Origin of the sequence: Chryseobacterium sp. Mn2064 (genome assembly GCF_049319685.1) — a bacterium.
In the GTDB taxonomy this organism is placed as follows: Bacteria; Bacteroidota; Bacteroidia; order Flavobacteriales; family Weeksellaceae; genus Chryseobacterium.
Map to the genome: position 1 here is coordinate 379,408 of NZ_JBMOUE010000004.1, position 22,939 is coordinate 402,346.

Annotated in this window: 23 protein-coding genes and 4 tRNA genes; 11 read left to right on the plus strand and 16 right to left on the minus strand. The window is 34.8% G+C overall.

Annotated features, from left to right (window positions below):
• Positions 1-2 precede the first annotated feature (2 nt).
• The 4 genes from ACL9RH_RS16820 (at position 3) to ACL9RH_RS16835 (ending at position 3,385) form a co-directional block, all read left to right on the plus strand.
• The gene (locus ACL9RH_RS16820; protein ID WP_422694521.1) at positions 3-371 is read left to right on the plus strand and encodes a hypothetical protein; all 369 of its coding nucleotides are present in this window, start codon (positions 3-5) and stop codon (positions 369-371) included.
• Between the two features lie 184 nt (positions 372-555).
• The gene (locus tag ACL9RH_RS16825; protein ID WP_422694522.1) at positions 556-1,383 is read left to right on the plus strand and encodes an MbnP family protein; all 828 of its coding nucleotides are present in this window, start codon (positions 556-558) and stop codon (positions 1,381-1,383) included.
• Complete coding sequence (locus tag ACL9RH_RS16830; RefSeq protein WP_422694523.1) at positions 1,376-2,425, plus strand: cytochrome-c peroxidase; 1,050 nt, start codon at positions 1,376-1,378, stop codon at positions 2,423-2,425. Before ACL9RH_RS16825 ends, ACL9RH_RS16830 begins: the two co-directional genes overlap by 8 nt.
• A gap of 12 nt (positions 2,426-2,437) precedes the next feature.
• The gene (locus tag ACL9RH_RS16835; protein ID WP_422694524.1) at positions 2,438-3,385 is read left to right on the plus strand and encodes a transporter; all 948 of its coding nucleotides are present in this window, start codon (positions 2,438-2,440) and stop codon (positions 3,383-3,385) included.
• Positions 3,386-3,457: 72 nt separating this feature from the next.
• Here the strand turns inward: ACL9RH_RS16835 and ACL9RH_RS16840 are convergent, their stop codons facing one another.
• The 7 genes from ACL9RH_RS16840 to ACL9RH_RS16870 form a co-directional block, all read right to left on the minus strand.
• A complete protein-coding gene (locus ACL9RH_RS16840) occupies positions 3,458-4,246 on the minus strand; it encodes a T9SS type A sorting domain-containing protein (protein WP_422694525.1) in 789 nt (262 codons plus the stop codon).
• Positions 4,247-4,457: 211 nt separating this feature from the next.
• Positions 4,458-5,231, minus strand: a complete 774-nt coding sequence (locus tag ACL9RH_RS16845; protein WP_422694526.1) for a T9SS type A sorting domain-containing protein — start codon at positions 5,229-5,231, stop codon at positions 4,458-4,460.
• A 483-nt stretch (positions 5,232-5,714) separates the two neighbouring features.
• Positions 5,715-5,786 (minus strand) — tRNA-Glu (locus ACL9RH_RS16850).
• 65 nt (positions 5,787-5,851) lie between these two features.
• Positions 5,852-5,923, minus strand: a tRNA-Glu gene (locus tag ACL9RH_RS16855).
• 83 nt (positions 5,924-6,006) lie between these two features.
• Positions 6,007-6,078 (minus strand) — tRNA-Glu (locus ACL9RH_RS16860).
• 10 nt (positions 6,079-6,088) lie between these two features.
• A complete protein-coding gene (rpsT, locus tag ACL9RH_RS16865; protein WP_002983073.1) occupies positions 6,089-6,343 on the minus strand; it encodes a 30S ribosomal protein S20 in 255 nt (84 codons plus the stop codon).
• A gap of 66 nt (positions 6,344-6,409) precedes the next feature.
• Positions 6,410-6,730 carry a hypothetical protein gene (locus ACL9RH_RS16870; RefSeq protein ID WP_422694527.1) on the minus strand — a complete coding sequence of 107 codons (321 nt, stop codon included), beginning with the start codon at positions 6,728-6,730 and terminating at the stop codon, positions 6,410-6,412.
• A 683-nt stretch (positions 6,731-7,413) separates the two neighbouring features.
• On the opposite strand from ACL9RH_RS16870, the gene ACL9RH_RS16875 reads away from it, so the two are divergent.
• A complete protein-coding gene (locus ACL9RH_RS16875) occupies positions 7,414-7,599 on the plus strand; it encodes a winged helix-turn-helix transcriptional regulator (RefSeq protein ID WP_422694528.1) in 186 nt (61 codons plus the stop codon).
• 72 nt (positions 7,600-7,671) lie between these two features.
• Here ACL9RH_RS16875 and ACL9RH_RS16880 read toward each other — a convergent pair.
• A tRNA-Glu gene (locus ACL9RH_RS16880) sits at positions 7,672-7,743 on the minus strand.
• Positions 7,744-7,802: 59 nt separating this feature from the next.
• The gene (locus tag ACL9RH_RS16885; protein ID WP_422694529.1) at positions 7,803-9,089 is read right to left on the minus strand and encodes an N-acetylmuramoyl-L-alanine amidase family protein; all 1,287 of its coding nucleotides are present in this window, start codon (positions 9,087-9,089) and stop codon (positions 7,803-7,805) included.
• A gap of 53 nt (positions 9,090-9,142) precedes the next feature.
• On the opposite strand from ACL9RH_RS16885, the gene ACL9RH_RS16890 reads away from it, so the two are divergent.
• Genes ACL9RH_RS16890 through ACL9RH_RS16900 form a run of 3 tightly spaced genes read left to right on the plus strand, consistent with a single transcriptional unit; the run spans position 9,143 to position 12,624 of the window.
• A complete protein-coding gene (locus ACL9RH_RS16890) occupies positions 9,143-11,728 on the plus strand; it encodes a putative LPS assembly protein LptD (protein WP_422694530.1) in 2,586 nt (861 codons plus the stop codon).
• 60 nt (positions 11,729-11,788) lie between these two features.
• Positions 11,789-12,169 carry a RidA family protein gene (locus ACL9RH_RS16895; RefSeq protein WP_422694531.1) on the plus strand — a complete coding sequence of 127 codons (381 nt, stop codon included), beginning with the start codon at positions 11,789-11,791 and terminating at the stop codon, positions 12,167-12,169.
• On the plus strand, positions 12,169-12,624 hold the full coding sequence (locus tag ACL9RH_RS16900) for a hypothetical protein (protein WP_422694532.1): 456 nt from the start codon (positions 12,169-12,171) through the stop codon (positions 12,622-12,624). The genes ACL9RH_RS16895 and ACL9RH_RS16900 overlap by 1 nt, the downstream gene beginning before the upstream one ends.
• A gap of 73 nt (positions 12,625-12,697) precedes the next feature.
• Here the strand turns inward: ACL9RH_RS16900 and ACL9RH_RS16905 are convergent, their stop codons facing one another.
• On the minus strand, positions 12,698-14,233 hold the full coding sequence (locus ACL9RH_RS16905) for a trypsin-like peptidase domain-containing protein (protein ID WP_422694533.1): 1,536 nt from the start codon (positions 14,231-14,233) through the stop codon (positions 12,698-12,700).
• A 424-nt stretch (positions 14,234-14,657) separates the two neighbouring features.
• Here ACL9RH_RS16905 and ACL9RH_RS16910 point away from each other — a divergent pair, with 424 nt between their 5' ends.
• Complete coding sequence (locus ACL9RH_RS16910) at positions 14,658-16,010, plus strand: rhodanese-related sulfurtransferase (RefSeq protein WP_422694534.1); 1,353 nt, start codon at positions 14,658-14,660, stop codon at positions 16,008-16,010.
• 20 nt (positions 16,011-16,030) lie between these two features.
• Entirely contained in the window at positions 16,031-16,606 is a 576-nt protein-coding gene (locus ACL9RH_RS16915; RefSeq protein WP_422694535.1) for a 5-formyltetrahydrofolate cyclo-ligase, read from the plus strand.
• On the opposite strand, the gene ACL9RH_RS16920 is transcribed toward ACL9RH_RS16915, so the two are convergent.
• Complete coding sequence (locus tag ACL9RH_RS16920; protein ID WP_422694536.1) at positions 16,555-17,136, minus strand: hypothetical protein; 582 nt, start codon at positions 17,134-17,136, stop codon at positions 16,555-16,557. The two genes, ACL9RH_RS16915 and ACL9RH_RS16920, sit on opposite strands and share 52 nt — an antisense overlap.
• Positions 17,120-18,301, minus strand: coding sequence for a hypothetical protein (locus tag ACL9RH_RS16925; RefSeq protein ID WP_422694537.1), 1,182 nt, complete (start codon positions 18,299-18,301; stop codon positions 17,120-17,122). The genes ACL9RH_RS16920 and ACL9RH_RS16925 overlap by 17 nt, the downstream gene beginning before the upstream one ends.
• Before the next feature lie 183 nt (positions 18,302-18,484).
• Between ACL9RH_RS16925 and ACL9RH_RS16930 the strand changes: the two genes are divergently transcribed.
• Positions 18,485-18,814 (plus strand): hypothetical protein, encoded by a 330-nt coding sequence (locus ACL9RH_RS16930; RefSeq protein WP_422694538.1) that lies wholly within the window; start codon positions 18,485-18,487, stop codon positions 18,812-18,814.
• A gap of 144 nt (positions 18,815-18,958) precedes the next feature.
• Here the strand turns inward: ACL9RH_RS16930 and ACL9RH_RS16935 are convergent, their stop codons facing one another.
• The 4 genes from ACL9RH_RS16935 to ACL9RH_RS16950 all read right to left on the minus strand — a co-directional run bounded on the left by ACL9RH_RS16935 (position 18,959) and on the right by ACL9RH_RS16950 (position 22,606).
• Complete coding sequence (locus tag ACL9RH_RS16935; protein WP_422694539.1) at positions 18,959-19,726, minus strand: RNA methyltransferase; 768 nt, start codon at positions 19,724-19,726, stop codon at positions 18,959-18,961.
• A 20-nt stretch (positions 19,727-19,746) separates the two neighbouring features.
• Positions 19,747-20,538, minus strand: coding sequence for a lysostaphin resistance A-like protein (locus ACL9RH_RS16940; protein ID WP_422694540.1), 792 nt, complete (start codon positions 20,536-20,538; stop codon positions 19,747-19,749).
• A gap of 90 nt (positions 20,539-20,628) precedes the next feature.
• Entirely contained in the window at positions 20,629-21,474 is an 846-nt protein-coding gene (locus ACL9RH_RS16945; RefSeq protein WP_422694541.1) for a LytTR family transcriptional regulator DNA-binding domain-containing protein, read from the minus strand.
• A gap of 100 nt (positions 21,475-21,574) precedes the next feature.
• A complete protein-coding gene (locus tag ACL9RH_RS16950) occupies positions 21,575-22,606 on the minus strand; it encodes a helix-turn-helix domain-containing protein (protein WP_422694542.1) in 1,032 nt (343 codons plus the stop codon).
• Between the last annotated feature and the right edge of the window lie 333 nt (positions 22,607-22,939).

Sequence of the window (22,939 nt, forward strand, 5' to 3'; positions counted from 1 at the left end):
TAATGAAACTATTTTACGGTATACTCTTTACTTTCTATATGGTGTTCAGGCCTCTGATACCATTGGTAGAGTATGCCGTAAATTATGATTATATTGCAAAAGTTCTCTGTATTAATAAATCCAGGCCGGAAATCCACTGTAACGGGAAATGCTATCTGAGCAAAGAATTGGCAAAAACAAACGATTCTGAAACTTCACCTTTACAAAAATCTAAAAATGCCGGACAGAAAGTTCTGGATATTTATATTCTGCCTTCAATCACAGAGATTTCTGTTACAGAAAAATTCCCTTTTTTCAATCTTCACTTTCTTTATGAAACGGCATATTCTTTTCTGTTTCTGAAACACATTTTCAAACCCCCGGTTTTTTAAGTTATCACAATTACTATTCAATAGCAAAAGGTACATACGTTGTTTTAATACAGCTTAAGTATTCTTATCCTGTGTATATAGTTTCACTTAGAATTTCTAAGTGTAAAGAACTCTTGTGCCTTTTGTGATAAAAACAGGAATGTTTTCACATTCGAAAAAATATATTCAACTTAAAAAATCAACAATGAAAATTTATAAATTTTTATCCCTATTCTTTATTGCCTTTACTTTATTTACTATTTCTTCTTGCAGCAACAGAGACGATGACAACCCACAGGATACTACTCCGGGAAGTCTTCAGGTCAAATTTGAAAACGGGTTCAATAATGTAGGGGATATCGTTTTGAATCAAACGATGCAGACTTCTTCTCAAGGTCAAAAACATAATTTCTCGGCTTTAAAATATGTTGTCAGTAATATTGCACTGATTGATGAGAACGGAAATGAATTTAAATACAATGAGAACAATCCTGATAAAGGAGCCTTTATTGTAGATCAGGCGGATGCCGTGGCAGGAATTGTATACCTGAACCTGGATGGAGTTCCGAAAAATAATTATAAAAAAATAAGATTTGGATTAGGAATCAGCCAAAAAGCTTATTTGCTTGGTCAGGATGGGCAGGCAGAATTTTGGACCAAAGCAAAACAGAAAGGAATGTCCTGGTCTTGGGCAGCAGGCTATGTTTTTGTTAAACTTGAAGGAAAATACGGAACCGATTCTCCCGCAAAAGAATTTATGAACCATACCGGGAATATGGGGAATACCACGGCAAACAATACTCCAGACCTTTACAGAGAAATTACTCTGGATCTTCCAACAACAGCAAGAGTGAACGGCCAGATCAGACCTTCTATTCATATTTTGGCAGATTTGAACCAGTTTTTAAGTGGTGATAAAGCCCTTACCCTTACATCAGCTAATGATATGATGATGGGATCAAGCCAGCATCTTGTAGATGTTACAAACAATCTTACCAAAATGTTTAAAGTAGATCACGTTCATAATGATTAATTTTTTGCTTAAAACAGGATTTGTAGCATTGATCTTTTCCTTCAGCTGTATTGCCTGTTCGGATGAGGTGATTCAGCCCTTGGACAAAGATGAGGCTTATAATCTTCAGTTTCCGTCTTATTTTCCGGAAATGAATTTTGATAAAAGTGGCAACCCTGTTACAAAAAACGGAGTTGAGCTGGGGCGGAAACTATTCTACGAAGGAAGATTATCGAGAAATAATACCATTTCATGCGGTTTTTGCCACATCCAGGAAAATGCGTTTACCCATCACGGACATACAGTAAGCCATGGAGTGGATGACAGATTGGGAATCCGAAATGCTCCTCCCATTCAGAATATGGCTTTTCTGAAAAGATATATGTGGGATGGGGTCATTCATAACCTAAATGAGCAACCCATCAGCCCCATTACAGATGTGAATGAAATGGATAGCTCTATTCCGGAAGTTATTTCTAAAATTAAAGACGATCAGAAATATAAAAAGCTTTTCATGGCAGCGTATGGAGATGAAACGATTACAGGAGAAAGAATTTTAAAAGCATTATCTCAGTTTATGGTTTCTCTAATCTCTTCGGATTCAAAGTATGATAGATTTCGCCAGGGAAGAGAGCAGCTAACGTCAGCCGAGTCTAATGGAATGGCTCTGTTCAATCAAAAGTGTGCATCATGCCACAGCGGCGAGCTGTTCACAGATGAAAGCTTTAGAAATACGGGAATGTATTACAATTCGGAGTTTAAAGATGCAGGTCGTTATCGGGTAACACTTGATCATAGTGATTGGATGAAATTCCGTGTTCCAAGTCTTAGAAATGTGGAATATACGGCTCCTTATATGCATGATGGACGGTTTTACACCTTAGATGCTGTGCTCAATTTCTACTCAGACCAGGTGCAGGATAATGCAAACCTTGATCCGCAGCTCAAACAGAGCGGCCATATAGGAATTGCAATGAATACTCAAGAAAAGCAGTTTATCATTTCTTTTCTGAAAACCCTTTCAGACAAAAGTTTTATTTCCAATCCAAAATTTGCAGAATAATTTAAAGAAAACATGAAGAAGATTATAGTAATTATATGTTTGACTGTATTTGGTTTCAGTCAGGCCAACATCGTCAGAGATAGTATTTATATTCCTCAGGAAAATTTTAGCAGATTCAATTTTGATGACGATTGCGATGCCTGTGGATGTGGTGCCGGAAACGGTTCGTCAGGATTCGAGTCTTTGCTCAATCCACAATTTATAGGGATCAAGTATTTTGCTCAGCATTATAAAGCGAAAGAGAATTTATTTGTAAAAGATCTTACCCAGGATCAGTATTTTAATACTCTACAGTTGTGGGCTAAAGTTCCAGTAACCAAGAAGCTGAGTGTATATGCCAGCCTTCCTTTTCATTTTCATGAAAAAAAAACCTTGCAGGGAGATATAAAAATCAATGGTATTGGAGATTTAAATGTGATGGGAATCTATCAATTGCTAAATTCTAAAAACAATTTTCATCAGCTGAACGGAGGATTGGGAGTAAAAGTTCCTTTCGGTAAATTTGATGAAAAAGGAATATCAGGCGTTAATCCAAGTTTTCAATTAGGGACAGGAAGTTGGGATTATCAGGCTGTTTTGAATTATAAATTTCAAAAAAATAAAATAGCTGTATTGGTCAATACAGACTATACTGTTAAAACTGAAAACAAAAAGAATTACCGTTTTGGAAATCAATGGAATTATGCGGCAACAGGGTTTTATCAGATTGCAGGGAACGAGAAAACGATATTTTCTGCAAAAACTGGACTTCAGGGTGAAGTATATGCTCAGAATAAACAGTTTGGCGAAGGTTTACCCAAAACTGCCGGAAGTGCCTTGTATGGAAAAGTGGGGTTTGAAGCATCCTATAAAAAATTCAGTTTGGGAAGTGAGATCATGCTTCCTGTATACACCAATCTTGCTGGCGGAGATATTGAAGCAAAATCAAGATTCAGCCTTTTTGTGAATATTGGTATTTAAATCTGATCCGTTCAACGAGATTATAAAAGAAACCGGCAGATCTTTAAGATCTGCCGGTTTTGCTTTAATCATTTATTTAATAATAATCTTACGAGTATAAGATTTTCCTTCTTTTGTCTGAAGAGTCATGATGTAAACTCCTCCCGGTTGTTTGGTTTCAAATGTATTTGATTTCAGTTTTGAACGGAAAACTTCTTTTCCTGAAGTATTGGTTAAAGTGATTTCCGAACCTTCTGCAGCGATATTTTTATCAAGAGTAAACTCCCCATTCTGGTTATGAGCCATAAAATTGATAAATGGATCTTTATACTGATAAGCATAATATACTCTAAGTTCACCACCTAAATTAAGCAGTCCTGAATTTACATTGATCTTAACACGGTCAAAAGGAATGTTCATGGTCAGCTCAATATCTCCTTTGCTTGGGTCACCTGCTCCAAGCTGAAGAATGTTGCTGTTCAGGTTTTGGTAATCGTTGTTAGAAACATCCCCGTTGAAAGTTTCAATAGATACACCACCAAGAACCTGCGCGGATAAAGGAGTTCCGTTAGAACCAATTCCGATCACAAGCTTATTGGTATTGTTGCTGATGTTGCTGCTAGGGAAGATGAGGGTTTGTTCAGTTCTGGCAAGTAATCCTACAGAAACCTGTATAGTAGAGTAGTCGTTTTCATTACTTCCTAAAGCATTCAGTGGATTCAATACTCCACAACCTAAACACACACCGTATACCTGGCTGATTTGACTGTTTGCATAAATTTTTGTAATCTGAGCAAAAGACATTGAGTTCATCAGAAATAGAAACAAGGTTGACACAGCAGCCTTAATAGCGTGCTTTCTCACTAATAAATTGTTTTTCATATGGTAAATTTTAAGATTTTAGCTTTTTGTAAATTTACATATAAAATGATTATGTTAGTTATTTTATTTCAATTTTTAGTGATATTTAAATATTTGTATTATATAAATGATATCTGTTAATTTATAATTAATATTAGTGTCTGCTTTATTTCTTTTAATATAAGGTATAAAAAAACCGGCAAACTTTTAATCTGCCGGCTTAGGGTATCATTTATTTAACAATAATTTTCTTTGAGTAGGTTTTTCCTTCTTTGGTCTGAACGGTCATGAAATAAACTCCTTCAGGCTGTTTAGAATCAAAAGTCTTAGACTTTAAAGTAGTACGGTATACTTCTTTTCCGGAAGCGTTGATAAGTGCTACTTCAGATCCTTCCAACGCAATATTTCCGTCAAGAGTGATCTGCCCGCTTTGGCTGTGTGCCATAATGTTGACCAATGGATCTTGGTAAGCATAATAAATTCTGAATCCACCACCAAGGCTAAGAACCCCTCCAGTTAGTCCAATTCTTATTCCGTCATAAGGCTTTGTAGGCTTAAACTCTACAGTACCTCTGTTAGGAGTTGCTCCCAGCTTTAGAAGGCTCACATCAATGGTTCTGCGGTCTTCATTAGACGTTCCACCGTTCATTGTTTCAAGAGTTACACCGCTCAGCAATTGTACCGATAATGGAATGTTGTCTGTTCCGATCCCAACTACAAGTCTTGTGTCAGCTCTAAGATCAGGAAACTGTAAAGTTTGTTGCACTCCTCCTAATAGGGCTGTTCCCAATACCATGGTAGAGTAGTCATCCTCATTGTCTCCAATAGCATTAAGAGGATTATCTACGCGACATCCCAGACATGCTACACCAAATACACCTGAGCTTTGAGCATGAGCGTAAATTCTGCTTTGCCCAAATGACATGGTGCTGGCAGAGAATAAAAATAAAGCCATTAATCCGGCTTTAAAAGAGAATCGATTTCCCAAAAGTAAATTAAATTTCATGTTATCTTATTTTAGAATGAATAGTTTTAGCCAAATTTATGAATTATAAGGAAAAGTAAGAAATAATATTTCCATTTTTGGTGATTTTTTTGATAATGCCCATGAATAGGAGATTCTTTGAATTTGAAGAATGTCAGAAGAATTTATTTCGAATTCTTAGTGATGAAGAGTAAAGGATACAATAGAACTTAGATAAAAGCTAAAGATAAAATAGTAAGCTGGTTCAAGGAATAGGTAAAACAAAATAGAGAACGCTTTATCCGTCTTGATACGCAGGGAAACAAGATCAAATTAATTGAACATTATATATCTGCCGGATTTAATTTTTTAAGAATGGTAAAACTGATTAATACAGAAGCACAGCCTGCTCACTACCAAAAAGAATCCAATTGCTGTCTTTTCGAATTAGCTGTCTTTAAGGAATAAGGATAAAAATGTATTGTATAGAAACAAAAAAAGGACTTTTGAAAAAAAATCCTTTTGTAGCCCGTAGGGGAATCGAACCCCTCTTACCAGAATGAAAATCTGAGGTCCTAACCGATAGACGAACGGGCCCTCTATCTTCCACTACCAAAGTAATGTGTTAGTTTTGTTTTTATAAGTATCAACTCTTAATCTTGTAGCCCGTAGGGGAATCGAACCCCTCTTACCAGAATGAAAATCTGAGGTCCTAACCGATAGACGAACGGGCCGGTTAGATTTATTTAAATATAGCTTTTTTCTACTGTGATCTTTATAAAACCACCGTTGTTACAGTGGTCTTATAAGATGTAAGTAGCCCGTAGGGGAATCGAACCCCTCTTACCAGAATGAAAATCTGAGGTCCTAACCGATAGACGAACGGGCCAGCTATATTATTACGCTAATTTATTAACGTGCTTTGTTAATTTGCTTTTTAAGTTAGCTGCTTTGTTTTTGTGGATAATATTTTTCTTAGCTAATTTATCCAATAAAGCGATAACTTTTGGCAATTGTTCTGTAGCAGCAGCTTTGTTCTCTTCATTTCTTAAAGCTTTTAAAGCTGTTCTAGCAGTCTTGTGGTAATATCTGTTACGAAGTCTTCTAGTTTCGTTTTGTCTGATTCTTTTTAGTGCTGATTTATGATTTGCCATATCGTTTAAATGTGAGTGCAAAACTATAAACTTTTTTTTAAACTACCAAATTTATTTTCGAAAATTTTAATTTTCTTCTGAAAGGTACTTTCTAAGCTTATTTATTGCTTGTTCTATTTTTAAATTTTCTTGTTCTTTTTCTATTTTTTTGATCGTATTTCCTAGCATGATCAGTGCATTGTTCCATTCTCCAGTGGTATTGGTGAAAGATAGATCGTCTATTGTTACTTCAAAAGCAACCCTTTCTCCAGTCCTATAAAGCCTGAAACTGATTTTATCATCTCTGCCTGTAATCCCGTCTTCATTGATTTGTAAATCATAACTTTTTGGGTTAGAGTGGATTTTCTTAAAAAGCAATTGAGCTTCTTGTATTTTTAAATCCGGCATGATATAAAATTTGATAGTCTGTAGATTTCTACAAACAATGGTTTATCAATAAAATTTTTCATCTGTGTAACCATATTTGTGTAACCAATTATGGTTGGAAATTTTTGCAAATATAATGCTTTTGTTATATATAAAGAAATAGAATAGTCTTTAAAATGAAAGTTAAGATTTTGAAGAGAAAAACGGCTTTTTTTATATTGTATTGAATTGAGCGTATTTGGATATGTAGTGCAGAAAATGAGGTGAATAGAAAATGCTTATTAAAGAGATTAGCCTTAAGTGCTAAATCTAGTGATGCGCAATAATGGTAAATAATCATGAATAAGAAAATAACATTCCATCAGTTTTTAAGTGAAATGATGAGATATTTATTTATATTTTCTTTTCGGGCATTGACCAAGTATGACATAGAATTTTCCGAATAGAATTCTCCAAAACCCAGGTAACAGAATATTTTCTTATTCCTAAAATTTGATGATCTGCCGGCTGTTGATCTTTAAATATTACCATATTTAAATTCCAAATTAGGATGTACAATCAATTCTTCAGGCTCAAAAATTACATCTACTTTCCCTAATCCGGACTTCATAAATTCGAGAATCTTTTGGTTACCTTGAACGGTTGGTTTGTTGGGAGAGAAGATCAGTGAATTTTCAGAATAGATACTTTTAAATGTTTCAGGTTTGGCCGAATGTCAGATTTCTGTCCATATTTGCATTGCAGGGGGAGAAATAATTAGGAAGAAAGTTTTTGATGAGATCCCATTACGCGTTGAATATAATATGACAGAGTTTGGAAAAGAACTCTTGTCTGTTTTAGAAGAAATATACAAATGGGGGAAACAAACGATCAAGAAAATTAAGATGTAAGTTCCGGTAAAGTTCTTCTATTCAATAAAAAAATCTCTGACCTTTTGATCAGAGATTTTTAATGAATTTGAGTAGCCTATAGGGGAATCGAACCCCTGTTGCAAGAATGAAAATCTTGAGTCCTGACCACTAGACGAATAGGCCTGATTTTGAGGTTGCAAAAATAGAAATTAACTTTTAAACCTCAAAATTATTTTTCTAAATTATTTATATATTTTCTGTATCACCGTGTTTTTGATTCCCTTAGCTTCAAGGTCTTTCTGAAGCTTCACAGCATCTTCCAGGGTGTAAACTTTTCCATAGGTGTAATAAAAGACTCCACTGTCTTTTTCTCTTTCCACATCTTTAAGGTTTTGAAGGATATATGAATTGCCATTCAGTTTTTCTCCAGAATATACTTCTATAGTATAATATCCCGAGCTGATTCTTTGGTTAGGCATAAATCCAACAGCAAAAGCATTTCTGAATCCGGCATCTTTAGCGGTTTTAAGATTGATGTCCTTCACAGAAGCCATATTGGTAACTGCATAGTAATATTTGTACTGGCCGTTTTCTTTAAGGGTAAGAATATAATTTAAACCTTTAAGTGCCGGATCATTCTCATTGAATTTTGTCGGAGAACTCATCAGCAATATTCTGAAATCATTTTTTAAAGGAACTTCCGCAGGTTTTTCAGGCTCCTGTTTTTTTATGGCAACAGATCCTCCTGATTTTCTGTCTACGGCTTTTTTATAATCAATGATAGCGTTGTAGATACTTTCTGCAATTTCTTCCTGACCTTTTTCAGAAGCGATATAGTGGCTTTCTTCAGGATGGTTGATAAATCCTGTTTCGATCAGTACAGAAGGCATGGCATTCATACGAAGAACGTGAAGGTTTTTCTGGAAAACACCTCTGGAAAATCTTTTATCTTTATTTACAAAGTTATCCTCAACCAATCCTCCCAAAAGAAGACTTGATTCCAGGTATTTACTTTGCTGCAGTTTCAAGGCAATTAAAGATTCCGGAGAGTCCGGGTTATAAGATCCGAAGGTCTGCTTATCTTTTTCATCCAGATAAATTACATCATTTTCTCGTTTCGCAACCTCAAGGTTTTCGTTATTCTGGTTAGGTCCCTGAACATAGGTTTCCGTACCATATGCTGTAGGTCTTTGAGCAGAATTACAGTGAATAGATACAAATAAGTCTGCTTTACTTCTATTGGCAAGGTTTGTTCTGTCCGATAAAGAAGGGTATTCGTCTATCTTACGGGTATAGATTACCTTGAAATCTTTGTTTTTTTCAAGCATCGCTCCCACTTTTAATGTAATAGCGAGGGTGATGTCTTTTTCGGCAATTCTTCCGATGTCAGAATATGTTCGGTTTGCCCCATGATCACTTCCCCCGTGTCCCGCATCCAGAACGATTGTAAACTTCTTTTGAGAGAAAACAAAGTTGCTGATAAGGATAAGGAGAAATGATAAAATTATTTTAAAATTTTGTTTGTACATCTTACAGTTATAAAAATTATATTAATTTTGGGCCTTAATTATATAGAATAAAATTGGCCAAAACCGTCCTCAAAAATATATTACAAATTTTAATTATCCTAATTTTTAACAATTTTTTAGCACAGAAAACTCCTGAAAAATTGCCTAAAAATGCGGTTAATGATACTATTTCCAAAAAGGATACCATAGTTGTAAAAAAAGAAGCTTTGGATGATATTCTTCGTACAAAAGCTGACGATCAGAGAAGAGATATTCCTAAAAAAATGACTTTCCTGAACAAAAACGCACAGGTAAAGTATCAGGATATGCAGATTGATGCAGATTATATCTCGATTGATGATAATAAAAATCTGATCTACGCAAGAGGAAAACAAGATTCTTTAGGGAAGATTATTCAGCCTGTAATTACAACTCAGGCAGGTAAAAAATACGAAACCAACGAATTCAGCTATAATACCAAAACAAAACAGGCTATTGCTTTCAATGCCAGAACGGAGGAAAGTGAGGGGGTAATTATTGCTCAGAAAACCAAAAAATACAACGATTCCGTATTCGCTATGGTAAGAGCGGATTATACAACGGATGACTATTTCATCAAGAAAAAAGATACGGCGGCGGATTATTTTATGAGAGCTTATAACATTAAGCTTATTAAAACAAAAAATAAATCCCAGATTGTTACCGGACCTATTCAAATGTTCATAGAGCAGGTTCCTACGCCTCTTTATCTTCCATTTGCTGTTTTGCCATTTTCGGATAAAAGGGCAGCTGGTATTTTGATCCCGAGCTTTGGGGAAAGAGAAGATGTAGGGTTTTTCCTGAACGGAATAGGGTATTATCAGCCCATTGGAGAGCATTTTGACCTTAAAGTGCTGGCAGATATTTATACCAAAGGAAGCTGGAATTTAAGACCACAAATAAGTTATCAGAAAAAATACCGTTATTCAGGAAACTTTAATGCAGATATCGGAACTATGGTGAGAGGGATTAAAGGATTGGATGACTATACAAAGAACAGTACTTACAGAATCAACTGGACGCATTCTCAGGATTCTAAGGCAAACCCTTTCCTTACATTCAGTGCTTCCGTAGATGTTGTGAGTACGAAGTTTTATAATAATCCACTGAACAACAACTATATTTTCAACCAGAATGTTCTGAACACACAGCAGAACTCAACAGTTACCCTTACGAAAAGATTCCTGAAGCTTCCTATAACGATTACGGGAACCGCATCATATTCTCAGAACTTTGCAACAGGACTGGCAGATCTTCGTCTTCCACAGATGAACGTTGCCATCAATCAGTTCTATCTGTTTAAATCTAAAACAGGAATCAGAGAAGGTCTTATCGAAAATATCACAGTAAATACCGGGATTAATCTTACCAACTTTGTGAATACTCAGGAAAATGAGTTGTTTAAAAAAGAGATGTGGGATAAGATGCAGACCGGGCTTAAGAATAATATTGCTCTGGCAACCAATACTACACTGGCAAAATATTTTACATTCAGTTTGAGTGCCAATATTGATAACGCTTTAACGACAAAAACACTGAACAGGTTCTATGATCCGGTGAAGAACGTTACAGTAGATCAAATTGATAAGAACTTCGCAGGATATTCAACATTCTCTACTACAGCGAGTCTTCAGACTACATTATACGGAATGATGAAATTCAAAAAAGGATCTGCAATAGAAGCGGTGAGACACATGATGACTCCGAGTATTGGATTTACTTATTCTCCCGATTTCTCAAGCCCAGGTTTTGGATATTATAGAAACTATTATAATGCTACCGGAGCTTTAACACCTTATTCTATCTTTGAAAAGGGAATTGTCGGAAGCCCATCAAGTGGAGTAGTAGGAGCTTTAACCTTCAATGTTGGAAACAATATTGAAATGAAAGTGAAATCTAAGAGCGATTCTACAGGTGTGAAGAAGATCAAAATTTTTGAATCTTTAGGACTTTCAGGAAGCTATAACTTTGCTGCTAAAGATCACCCTTGGTCTGTTTTAAGCATCAATGGACAATCTTCTTTCTTTAATAGTAAACTTACTGTAAATACCAGTCTTGCTCTTGAACCTTATAAAATTGCATTTACTCCGGGACAGGATACCGGGATAAGAACGGAGCAGTTTGGGCACTTTAGTGTACAGGGATTCAACGTACAGTTGTCTTATCCTTTAAGCAGCGAGATCTTTGGTGAGAAAGTAGATTATGCTAAGAAATACACCAAAAAAGGAGAAGTGAGAAATGAAAGTTATTATTTTGATGATGATAATTATGCTCACTTTGATCAGACATGGACGTTGAATATCAGTGCAAACTATGCTTACTCAAAAGGGCTAAGCAGATTTGCTAACAAAATTGCTTCTATAGGGTTGGATGGAACGCTTAAATTAACCCCTTACTGGAACATCAATGGAAGTACACACTTTGATATGGTGACCAAAGAGCTGGCTTATACCAGAATAGGTTTCTCTAGAGATCAGCGAAGCTTTACGATCAATTTCAACTGGGTTCCGTTCGGTCAGTATAAAGTATACGACTTCTTTATTGGTATCAAAGCCAATATCTTAAGTGATGCATTGAAGTACAAAGACAGAAGTTTTACACAGCCTAACGCCCCTTTCTAATATCAGATTGGGATTTGAGAATATAAATTTTATATTTGCAACCAAAATAAAATCTAATTAATGAAACAAGTAATCAACACAGTTAATGCACCTGCAGCAATCGGGCCTTATTCACAAGCAAATATGGCAAACGGAGTTTTATATATTTCCGGGCAGATTCCTGTAGATCCTGCAACTGGTAAGCTGGTAGAGGGAATTGAAAAAGAAACGCATCAGGTAATGAAAAACCTTGAGGCTATTCTTACTGAAGCGGGAATGACTTTTAAAAATGTTGTAAAAGCTACCATCTTCCTTAAGAATATGGATGATTTCGCAGTGATGAATGATATTTATGCTTCTTACTTAGATGCTGGCAGCTATCCTGCGCGTGAAACGGTTCAGGTTTCTTGCCTGCCTAAAAATGTGGATATTGAAATTTCTATGATTGCACATCAGGATTAATGAACTTTATAAGAAATACAATTGCGGTGTTGATAGGCCTTGTTATTGCTGGGCTTATTATTACTCTTGGTATAAGGGTTTTCCCGCAATGGGTTACTTTTGAAGCGTTTGCCCCATTTGAACACTGGCAGAGATTTCTCTTCAGTATGAAAGATGATAAGGCATTTTTCGGATTCCTGTTGTTTATTTCTGGGTTGGGAACGACCATTGGAGGAGTAGCAACAGCAATCATCGTTAAATATGCTAAAGTAGCCTATGCCATTCTTATCGGTTTTATTATGCTTTTTATAGCGATGTTGGATGTGATTATTTTTCCTTATCATCCTACATTCTATAAGATTTCTATTTTCCTTACTTTCTTTCCGTTTTCGTGGATTGGAGGTAAAATTGTAGAAATAATCTATGAGCGGAATAAGAAGAAAAGAATCGCTGAAAAAATGAATAAAGCTAAATAAAGATACTAAAAAAGCGCTGCAGGTTTCTGCAGCGCTTTTTTGTTGATATGAAAATTAATTTTGTTTCTTTTGATTAAGGCATTTTAAACCCTTTAGTATAGATTCTTCCGTAGTCATCTACGAATTTCACCTGTACGTTCCCTTGGTATTTGTCAAGAGCTTTTTCTACATCTTTCTGTGAGTTGACAGGTTTGCCATTTACTTCGATGATGATATAGTTGTCTACAATTCCAATTTTGGCCATTTCACCACCTTCAGAAACGTTTTTGGCAACTACGCCGCTCGTTAGACCGTATTCTGTTTTGAATCGCTCAGTAAGAGGATCAAACTCAGCACCTATTTTCTCTGTTACAGTAAGGTCAGCTTTCGTTTTGGTAGAAGTTCCCCCTTTCTGGTCTTTAAGAGTAACTGTTGTTGTCGATTCTTTTCCGTCTCTCAAATAAGTTACCTGAACTTTGTCTCCTGGACGTTTGCTTCCGATAGACATAGATAGATCAGCAAAATCGGTGATTGAATAGTTGTCTATTTTCGTGATGATATCTCCTTTTTTCAAGCCTGCATCTTCAGCACCACTTTTCTCTCCAAATCCTGTAACATATACTCCAGATCCAACTTTAAGATTGGTCTTGTATTGTTTGTTGTAAGATGCTACTAACTGATCATTGGATAAGTCTAAAGACTGAACCCCTAAGAAACCTCTCTGTACGATTCCGAATTTCTTGATATCTTCTACAATCTTTCTTGCTAAATTAGCAGGAACTGCAAATCCATATCCCTGATAGTAACCTGTCGTAGACTGAATTGCTGAGTTGATACCGATAAGATCTCCATTTGTATTTACCAATGCTCCTCCAGAGTTACCCGGATTAATTGCCGCGTCGGTCTGAATAAAGCTTTCAATTGGATTGGCTGCTTTCCCCTGGCTTCCTAAAATTCCGATTCCTCTTCCTTTAGCAGAAACAATACCTGCGGTAACGGTAGAGTTTAATCCCAGTGGGTTTCCTACTGCAAGCACCCATTGCCCTACTTCAATATTGTCTGAGTTGGCAAAATTTAAATACGGAAGACCTTTTTCTTCAATCTTTAATAGAGAAATATCAGTGTTAGGGTCAGTACCTACCAACGTTGCGATATATGATTTTTTGTTGCTTAGTACAACCTCCAGTTTATTAGCTCCTGCCACCACGTGGTTGTTGGAAATAATATATCCATCCGGAGAAATGATAACCCCAGAACCCATTCCGGAAGGCATATTGTCAGGTGCCTGCTGCTGTTGCTGTTTTTGCCTTTGCTGACCTCTTCCTCCAAAAGGATCTCCGAAGAAAAAGTCAAACAGATCCTGTTCAGAAGCTCTGCTGGCTGTTCTGCTCTGGTAATTTTTGATGGTAACTACAGCCGGAACGGTCGTTTTGGCTGCTTTTACAAAATCATCGCCTACTGCGCCTGTGTTCATTCCTACGAATGATGCTTTAGGGGCAGCGGTTGTAAAATAAGATTGATCTCCGTTGTTGGAGGTATGTCCGAAATATTGTATAGCTCCAACGGTAGTAGCTCCTGAGACAACTCCCACTACTGCAAATGGTAATAGTTTTTTTAAAGTACTCTTCATTGTATATCTTTCTTTTTTATTAATTATTTTCTTTATGTTTTTGAGTAAACAAATTTAATGTTAAATAAGTAAGCAATTAGTATGCTATGTTTCAATTTTAACTAAAATTTAACTGCTATTGTGTCAATTTATGTATTATGTCATAATTGTTAATAACGTAATTAACAAAACTTAAAAAAAACTTAAAGCAAATTTGTCACTTTCTGTATTTGAAATATAAGATTATAATATAGAAAATTCAATGCCACTCTTATGTTTTTGTCATTTCATTGGTGAATAATTTGTCTTTATGCTTACTTATTTTTTTTGAATTAAAGAGATGGACTATACTTCTAAGCTTTTGTTCCCATTCTGCCTATAAATATACTTAATTGAAAAATTCTTATCTTTGCAAAAAATTTTTCTCACTTAAAACGTTTATAGCATGCAACTGTATAACACCTTAAGCGCAGAAGAAAGAGCTCAACTTATTGATGAAGCTGGTAAGGACCGTCTTACATTGTCTTTCTATGCGTATGCCAAAATTGAAGATCCCAAAAAATTTCGCGACGATTTATTTATAGCCTGGAATGCCCTTGATGCGCTTGGCCGTATTTATGTTGCTCATGAAGGTATTAATGCCCAGATGAGCGTTCCTGCAGATCAGTTTGAGGCTTTTCGTAATACGCTTGAAGCATATGACTTTATGAAAGGAATCCGCTTAAATGTAGCGGTAGACCAAGACAATTACTCCTTTTTAAAACTGACCATTAAGGTTAGAAATAAAATAGTAGCAGACGGACTGAATGACGAAACATTTGATGTTACGAACAAAGGAATCCACTTAGGAGCTCAGGAGTTCAACAATATGCTTGATGATCCAAACACGATTGTCGTAGATTTCAGAAATCATTACGAAAGTGAAGTGGGGCATTTTGAAGGAGCGATTACTCCGGATGTGGAAAACTTCAGAGAAAGTTTACCGATTATCAACGATCAGCTACAGGATTTCAAAGAGGATAAAAATCTTTTGATGTATTGTACCGGAGGAATTCGTTGTGAAAAGGCGAGTGCTTATTTCAAACATCAGGGCTTTAAAAATGTGTATCAGCTGGAAGGTGGAATCATTGAATATACCCGTCAGATCAAAGAAGAAGGTATTGAGAGCAAATTTATTGGTAAAAACTTCGTGTTTGACCATAGATTAGGAGAAAGAATTACGGATGATATCATCTCACAATGTCACCAGTGTGGAAAACCTTGTGATAATCATACTAACTGTGCGAACGATGCCTGTCATTTACTGTTCATTCAATGTGATGAATGTAAAGCCGCTATGGAAAACTGCTGTTCTACAGAATGTCTGGATACTATTCATTTGCCTTGGGAAGAGCAGGTAAAACTTAGAAAAGGATTACAGGTTGGAAATAAAGTTTTCAGAAAAGGAAAATCTGAAGCTCTGAAATTTAAAAACTCCGGAGATTTATCAACGAAAACCTTAGCGAAGGCTGAAAACAAAAATATTCGTCAGAAAATTGCAGTTAAAAAGACATTGTTGGGGAAAGCAGAACATTATTTCTCAAAATCAAAAATTGCACAGTTTTTAATTGAGAATAATGAACTTTCTATAGGAGACAGAGTTCTGATTTCAGGACCTACTACCGGAGAACAGGAAGTGACCATTACTGAGATCTATGCCAACGGAGGTCCTTGCGAAACGGCAAAACCTGGTGATCAGATTACCTTTGAACTTCCGTTCAGAGTTCGTTTATCCGATAAAATCTATAAAATTATATAAGTTGCCCAAACATATTTCTGATGTTAAAAGCTGAACTTAGAAAAAAATATACTCAAAAAAGAAAAGCCTTATCCGTAGATGAGGCTTTCTTGTTATCTGAAAAGATTTTCAATAATTTTCTTTCTTATTTTCAACCGCAGGAAGGCGATAAAGTACATATTTTTATCCCTATTCAGAAGTTTAAGGAAATTGATACTCAAATCTTCATACACTATTTTTTAGCGGAAAAAATCAGGGTCTTTATCCCTAAGATTGTTGAAGATCGGTTAATCAATATCGAGATTTTTGAAAATACTGAATATGAAACAAACAGCTGGGGGATTTCAGAACCGGTTTCTAATGAAGATTCGGGTGAAAAAGCCTTTCATTATGTGATCACTCCTTTGCTCTATTGTGATAAGAAGGGGAATAGAGTAGGGTATGGAAAAGGTTTCTATGACAGTCTTTTTCAAGAGGTTTCTCCGGAAACAAAAAAAATCGGAGTCAATTACTTTGACCCCGATGAATGTGTTGATGATGTCTGGGAAAATGACATTCCACTAGACTATTTGGTTACTCCCGTAGAAGTACTGTCTTTTTTAAGCGGCTTGGAATAAAAATCTAAAAAGTAAAATTTAAATTCTCTTTTCAGTTTCGATGTTGATAGTAGGATGTATTGTGCATTCTTTTCAAAACTTCCCAGCGATTTATTCTTGTCGTCAAAGTATTCTACATTGAATTTGGCGAAATCCAGGGTGTCTTTCTTATAGAATTCCTTATATACATTAAGTTCGTTTACTTTAGCGGTCTTTACTTTCAAACTATCCAATTCTCTGAACATTTTTTTGAAGGTCATCGAATCTGGTTTGTGGAAATAGCTTTCCATTTGTGAATATATAAAAGAATCAACCTCTGTGTTTCTGTTGCCGGTTATATAAAGGGTTGAGAGGTCCAGAAGTTCTTGTACTTTCTGTTTGGTGATAGAGTTGATAGCCTGCATGCTGTCCATTTGTACAGCAGGATAACTTTTGGTGTTATTATTATTACGTAGCTTTTCAATATCGCTGGCTTCTGTTTTTTTATTAGTACAGGCAACAAATAATGCCAGAATAACCGTGAAAATTAAAAAATTATTTATTCTTTTCATCTGTGGAGGCAATTTTAAATTTGATAGAGACGATTTTACCTTTAACATCCTTTTTCATTTCTATTACGCTCAGATTCTTCAATGAAGTAGTAGGAGTTGTTACGAGTGTGATGTATTTCTGTTTGTCCAGTCTTTCGATACCATAAGTATTGTTGTCATAAACCTGGTAAATGATGGCATTATTACTGATCAGGTTTTCAAGCTGATTCCTTTTCTGTTTGATCAAAGCAATCTGCTCCTCATTGTTTCCGCCTTTGATGTCTTTAATGGAGAAATAATAGGCAGCCATTTTATAATCATCTGGTTTCAGTTCTATTTTTTCTTCTTCAGGAGCATTTTCAAGGTTTCTGTTTACTTCCAATGGTTCGTAGAAAGGAGCGCTGATCCTCATTTTTAAAATTTTATCCTTAGTGGAATAATAAAAACACTCTCCAGGCTTTATTTTATACATCAAAGGAGATTCGTTTTCTTTAACAACCATTATTTCTAATGTATTAATTACAGAAACTCCTCTGTCTTTATCTATAAAACAATATTTATAAGTTTTTGAAAAAAGTACATCTTTAAAACCTAATAATCCTGTTATCGCAATCAAAACGGAAGTAACAAGTGCCCAGGCGTTCTTTTTAAAGAAATTTTTCTTTGGAACAGCCGTTGAAATTTCAACTTCATTAGAAGGTTTGTTTTTTTGTGTAAATGTTTGATTTTCAGTGTTTGATTTTTGTAAATCAGTGTTTTCCTGGGTTTTTAAGTCTGTTTTTTGTGGTTGAATCTCTGTTTTTGGAAGCTCAGGAGCTGAAGCCACTGTTTTTTCCAGTTCGTTGATTTCTTCCTCATCAATATTTTCAATTTCCTGAAGTAATTCTCCGGCAAAAAGATGCTGCTTTTTGAATTCATACCAAGAGTCGTATCCCGCATAAATACTCAATAAATTGAGCATGTCAATTCTTGGTAATTTGGTGACGGGTGAAGTTTTGAAATAGGTATAAAAAGACTTTTCACTGATGTTCCCTTTCGCTTTTTTTCGAAGGTCCTCCTGAAAATAGATGATGTCTATACCCTTCCACTTGGAAATATCATCCTGTGATGGGGTATATTCTTTTAAGTATTGACCCTGAACATCCTTTTTTAACTGCTCAAAGTGTAATAGATCTAAATCTGTCAATTTTTCAAAAAATAATTAAATTATTGATTATCAGCTATGTTTTTTTGTAAAACTATTTTACAAAGGTATTACAATTATTTTTCATAAACAAATTTTCTAACTGCTCTACCTTTGTCTTGTTCAAATAACAGAACAGAATAAAATTTTATAAAACAATATTAACAAAATTAAATTTAATTTATTATGAAAAAGTCATTATTCGTAGCTGCTATCGCTGCAATCTCTCTAGTTGCTTGTAAAAAAACTGAAGCTACAGCTACTGAAGGTACAACTGATTCTGCTGCTGCTACTGTAGCTGATTCTGCTGCTGTAGTTACAGATTCTGCTGCTAAAGTTGTTGATTCTGCTGCAACTGCTGCTGTAGGTGCTACTAAAGATGCTGCTGCTGCTACAACTGCTGCTGGTGCTGAAGTTGCTAAAGATGCTGCTAAAGGAGCTGCTGATGCTGCTAAAGGAGCTGCTGATGCTGCTAAAGGAGCTGCTGATGCTGCTAAAGACGCTGCTAAGAAATAATTTTAGCTTAAGCTTAAAAATAAAGGAACCGTTTCACCCAGTGAAACGGTTTTTTTAGGTCTTATCTTTAAGAAAGTCCTTTTAAAATAAAATCCCCGAAGTACATATATTACTTCGGGGATTTTTTATACTGATGAAAAGAGCTTATCCTTTCTTTTGTTTTAAAGATTCATAGCAGGTAATGGCTACAGCATTGCTTAAGTTTAAAGAATCTATACTTCCGGCCATAGGAATAAGGGTGTTTTTCCCCTTTCCAAACCAAAAATCACTCAATCCTGAATGTTCTGTCCCAAATAATACTGCCGAGCGCTGTGTAAAATCTCTTTTGTAAAGATCTTCGGCTGTCTCGTCCATCAATGTTGTGTAGATATTGAAATGGTTATCCTGAAGAAATTTAAATGTCTCTTCATTTTCAGCCTGATAAACTTCCATTCCGAAAAGACAGCCTACACTGGATCGGATTACATTGGGATTGTAAAAATCCGTTTTTCCATCGGCAACGATAAGAGCATCTATCCCGAATGCTTCACAACTTCTTAAAATAGCACCAAGATTTCCAGGTTTTTCAACACCTTCTACAATGATAACTGTAGAATTGTCTTTAGGAGTAAATGAAGAAAGTAGAGTTTCTTTGGCTTCATATATTCCGATAATGCCTTCTGAACTTCCTCTGTAAGCAATTTTTTCATATACTTTCTCACTCACATAATGAATTCTTCCATCAGGAATATTTCCTTTAAAGATATTTTCACAGATAAAGTATTCTACCGGTATGAAATCGTAATGCAGAGCCCTTTCATTTTCTTGTTGTCCTTCTACTACGAAAACCTTAGATTTTTTACGGAATCTGTTGTCAGTAAGAAGCTTAGTGACATTTTTTATCTTATCGTTTTGAAAACTTTCTATCAACATGCCACAAAATTATGCAAAATTTATGATTGTACTTCTCCGGATTTTATAAAAAGACTTTTCCAGGTGACCTGAAAGGGGATATTTTTTCTTTTTTTATAATAGATAGTCATTAAAATGATAAGAATGATCGACGAAAATCTAAATATATTCCCAAGGGTATTTCCTGCTGCATTATCTGCTATATTGAAAATATTCCAATAAAGGTTCATAAAAAAATGTAAGAATATGGAAACCCATATCGTAAAGTTCCACTCTGTGTACACCCAGGCGAATAATACGGATCCTAAAAAGGTAATTGTAAATATTTCGAAGGCTTCGTTTATATCATGGCTTTGGTAAAGATGAGCCTGCGCAAATAACAATGAGGCGAAAACTAGTGAAGATATGAACCCCAATTTTGTATATCGCAGCAATATTCCAATCAAAAATGCCCTGAAGATAAGCTCTTCAAAGAAAGCAGCAGATATAGTATTGATGAATAATGATTCAAAATCAAGTTTTTCCGTGAGATTTGAAAATATGGAATATCCAATAAGCATAGGAAGTGTTCCAATAAAAGATATTAAAAGTCCTTTAGTAATAGGCTGATCTAATGAAAAAAGATCGGCAAGTTTCTTCTTTGGAAATAATATTTTTAAAGTGATGATCAACGGAATCATTGTGACTGAATATGCTATAACATGTGCTAAAGCTTTACTGTGTAATAATTCTCTGGAGAAGGCTTGTATGCTTTTGAAGCAGAAAAGATCGAAAAGATAGTAGATAATAAATCCCACAATAAAAATGGTAAAAAAGCGTGCGTTTTTGTGCATATCAAATATTTTTATGCAAATATGGAGCTTTAAATCAATGAATTTTACGTAAAGTGATCAATGACAAAAAATAGTGACGAATGGCAAGCTTTAATGTTTTTTCTGTTGCAATTGAGGAATGATATCAGGTATAAAACTTCTTGAAACAGGAATCATAAAGTCAATTTCTGGAAGAATTAATTTATATCCCTGGGCATTTCCCATCAGATTCTTTACTTTTCTGAGGTTTATAATATAAGAACGGTGACACTTTTTAACTGAATCTGTTTCAATCTGTTTTAAGATACTGGATAAACTTATTCTCATAAGTTGCTTTTGTATTGTACCGTTGTTTAGAAAATAAAGACTACAGTAATTTTCCATAGACACCGCACATAAAAAGTCGCTTTCGTCAATGATCAGTTCTGTTGTGTTATTGTTTATTTTCAGCAGTCTTACTGATGGTGCATTAATTTCGGGGGAAAGTTGCTGAGAAATCTTTCTCGCGGTAATTTCATGTAAATTTTTTAAATAAATATAACGTGAAAGAATATAGATAACAGAAACAGGAATTCCCAGGGCAAGCGAATAGAGAAGCATATAAAAATAATTGCCAAGACTGAATTCAACATGGCTGACAAATAGAGAGTTGTAGAAATAAGATAATACAGACCCTAGAAACAGAACGGTAATTATTTTTAAAAGTTCTGTGCCAATATTCCAATAGAGGAAACGAGAAGTAAAAAGACTGACAACAAAAAAAAGAAAAGTGAAAATAATACAATAAGGAAAAAGTAAAGAATATTTATAAGGATGATGAAAATTTTCCGTCCCAAAAGGCTGAAAAATAACTAAAAATAAATAAACAGTAATACCGGCACCTAAAGACGAAATAAGAATTTCTCTAAAGGATTCCGATTTTGGATAAGAATAAGACAGAAAAGGGAAAAGTGCCATCTGAATATAGTTGAATATATTGTCACCAATTTCTGTAAAATTAGATAAAATTACCGATTGAACAGACTTCCCTTCATAATAAAGTTTTTATGAACGTTCGTTATTGATGAGAAGGGATCAGGCTCGTAATATAATCGCTGGGCGTTGTTCCTTCAAACTGTTTGAATACTCTGTTGAATGTGGCCTGGCTTGTAAAACCAGCTTCGGTATAAATATACATTAAGGTCACCTTCGTCAAATCTGATTTTTCTATAAGATTTTTTACGTAATTGATTCGCAATGAATTGATGTACTGATTGAAGTTTTTATAGCCTTTATGATCTATCGCTCTGGATAAATAGTTGATATTGGTATTCAGATCAGAGCATAAACCGGAGATTTTTATAGAAGGATTCGTGAAATAGTTATTATACATAATATACCGATCCAGTTCCATAAATAGATTTTCAAGCTTATGATGATCTATCATCAATTCGTTTTTGTTTCTACCAGAAAGCTCTGCAGGGTATTCATGATTTCCGATAACAATAGGTTTCAAATTGTGCTTTTCTTTCATCTTTCTTTTGATACTATATTCAAAAGCCTTGGTTTCTAAATGATTTATTTTCAGTTTGTAGAAGATAAACAGGCAGATAAGAGAAAAATTGGCAATCACAGTTGCAGCATTGGTCGGTCGAAGATATTTTCTGTCGTATTTGTAGAAATGATGATCAAAATATTTGGCATATACCATAATAAACAGCATGAGGAAGATGGTATAAAACATGAAATAAACCACCATTTTTCTTTTCAGAAAAACATAAGCACATACCGGCATTGGAATCAGCCACATGAATCCTACGATGGAATCATCAATAAAATTGAGGATGATAAGGGAAATATGTAGAGAACTGAAGTGAAGATAAGCAATGACAATTCTCGAAATATTAAAATTCCTCCTTATCAGTATGTAGGAATAAATATAAAATACCAGTGCAGAGGCGAAATAATAGATAGGAAAAGTATTCTTCAGCCAGAACAGATAAATATAAATAGATATAATATGGAAAATAAGTAAAATGAATAAATAGGTCTCAATAAGCTGTTTTTTTAACGTATGTATTCTGTTGTTGTAATATTGAGTAATTCTCATCGCAGCAGGCCTTCAGCTTTTATTCATTATTTAGAAGCGGCAAATATAGTCTGTAAATTTTTTTATACAAAGTAAAATAATCAGATTAAATTTTTACAAAAAGCCGTTTGGATTCTCTCAGGAAAACGATTGTTAATCATTTTCATAAAATGACTGATTTAAGGAATTAGAATACAGTATAATACATCACTTTAAATCATTTTTTTAATATGATTTTAGGACAGAATATACTGATTTATTTATAATTTAATTTTGCACAAACATAATGACAGAGGGCTTTTAGGCGAAATGCACTCTTGCTTTCTTTCGATTCTAAACAACACACTGATGAGA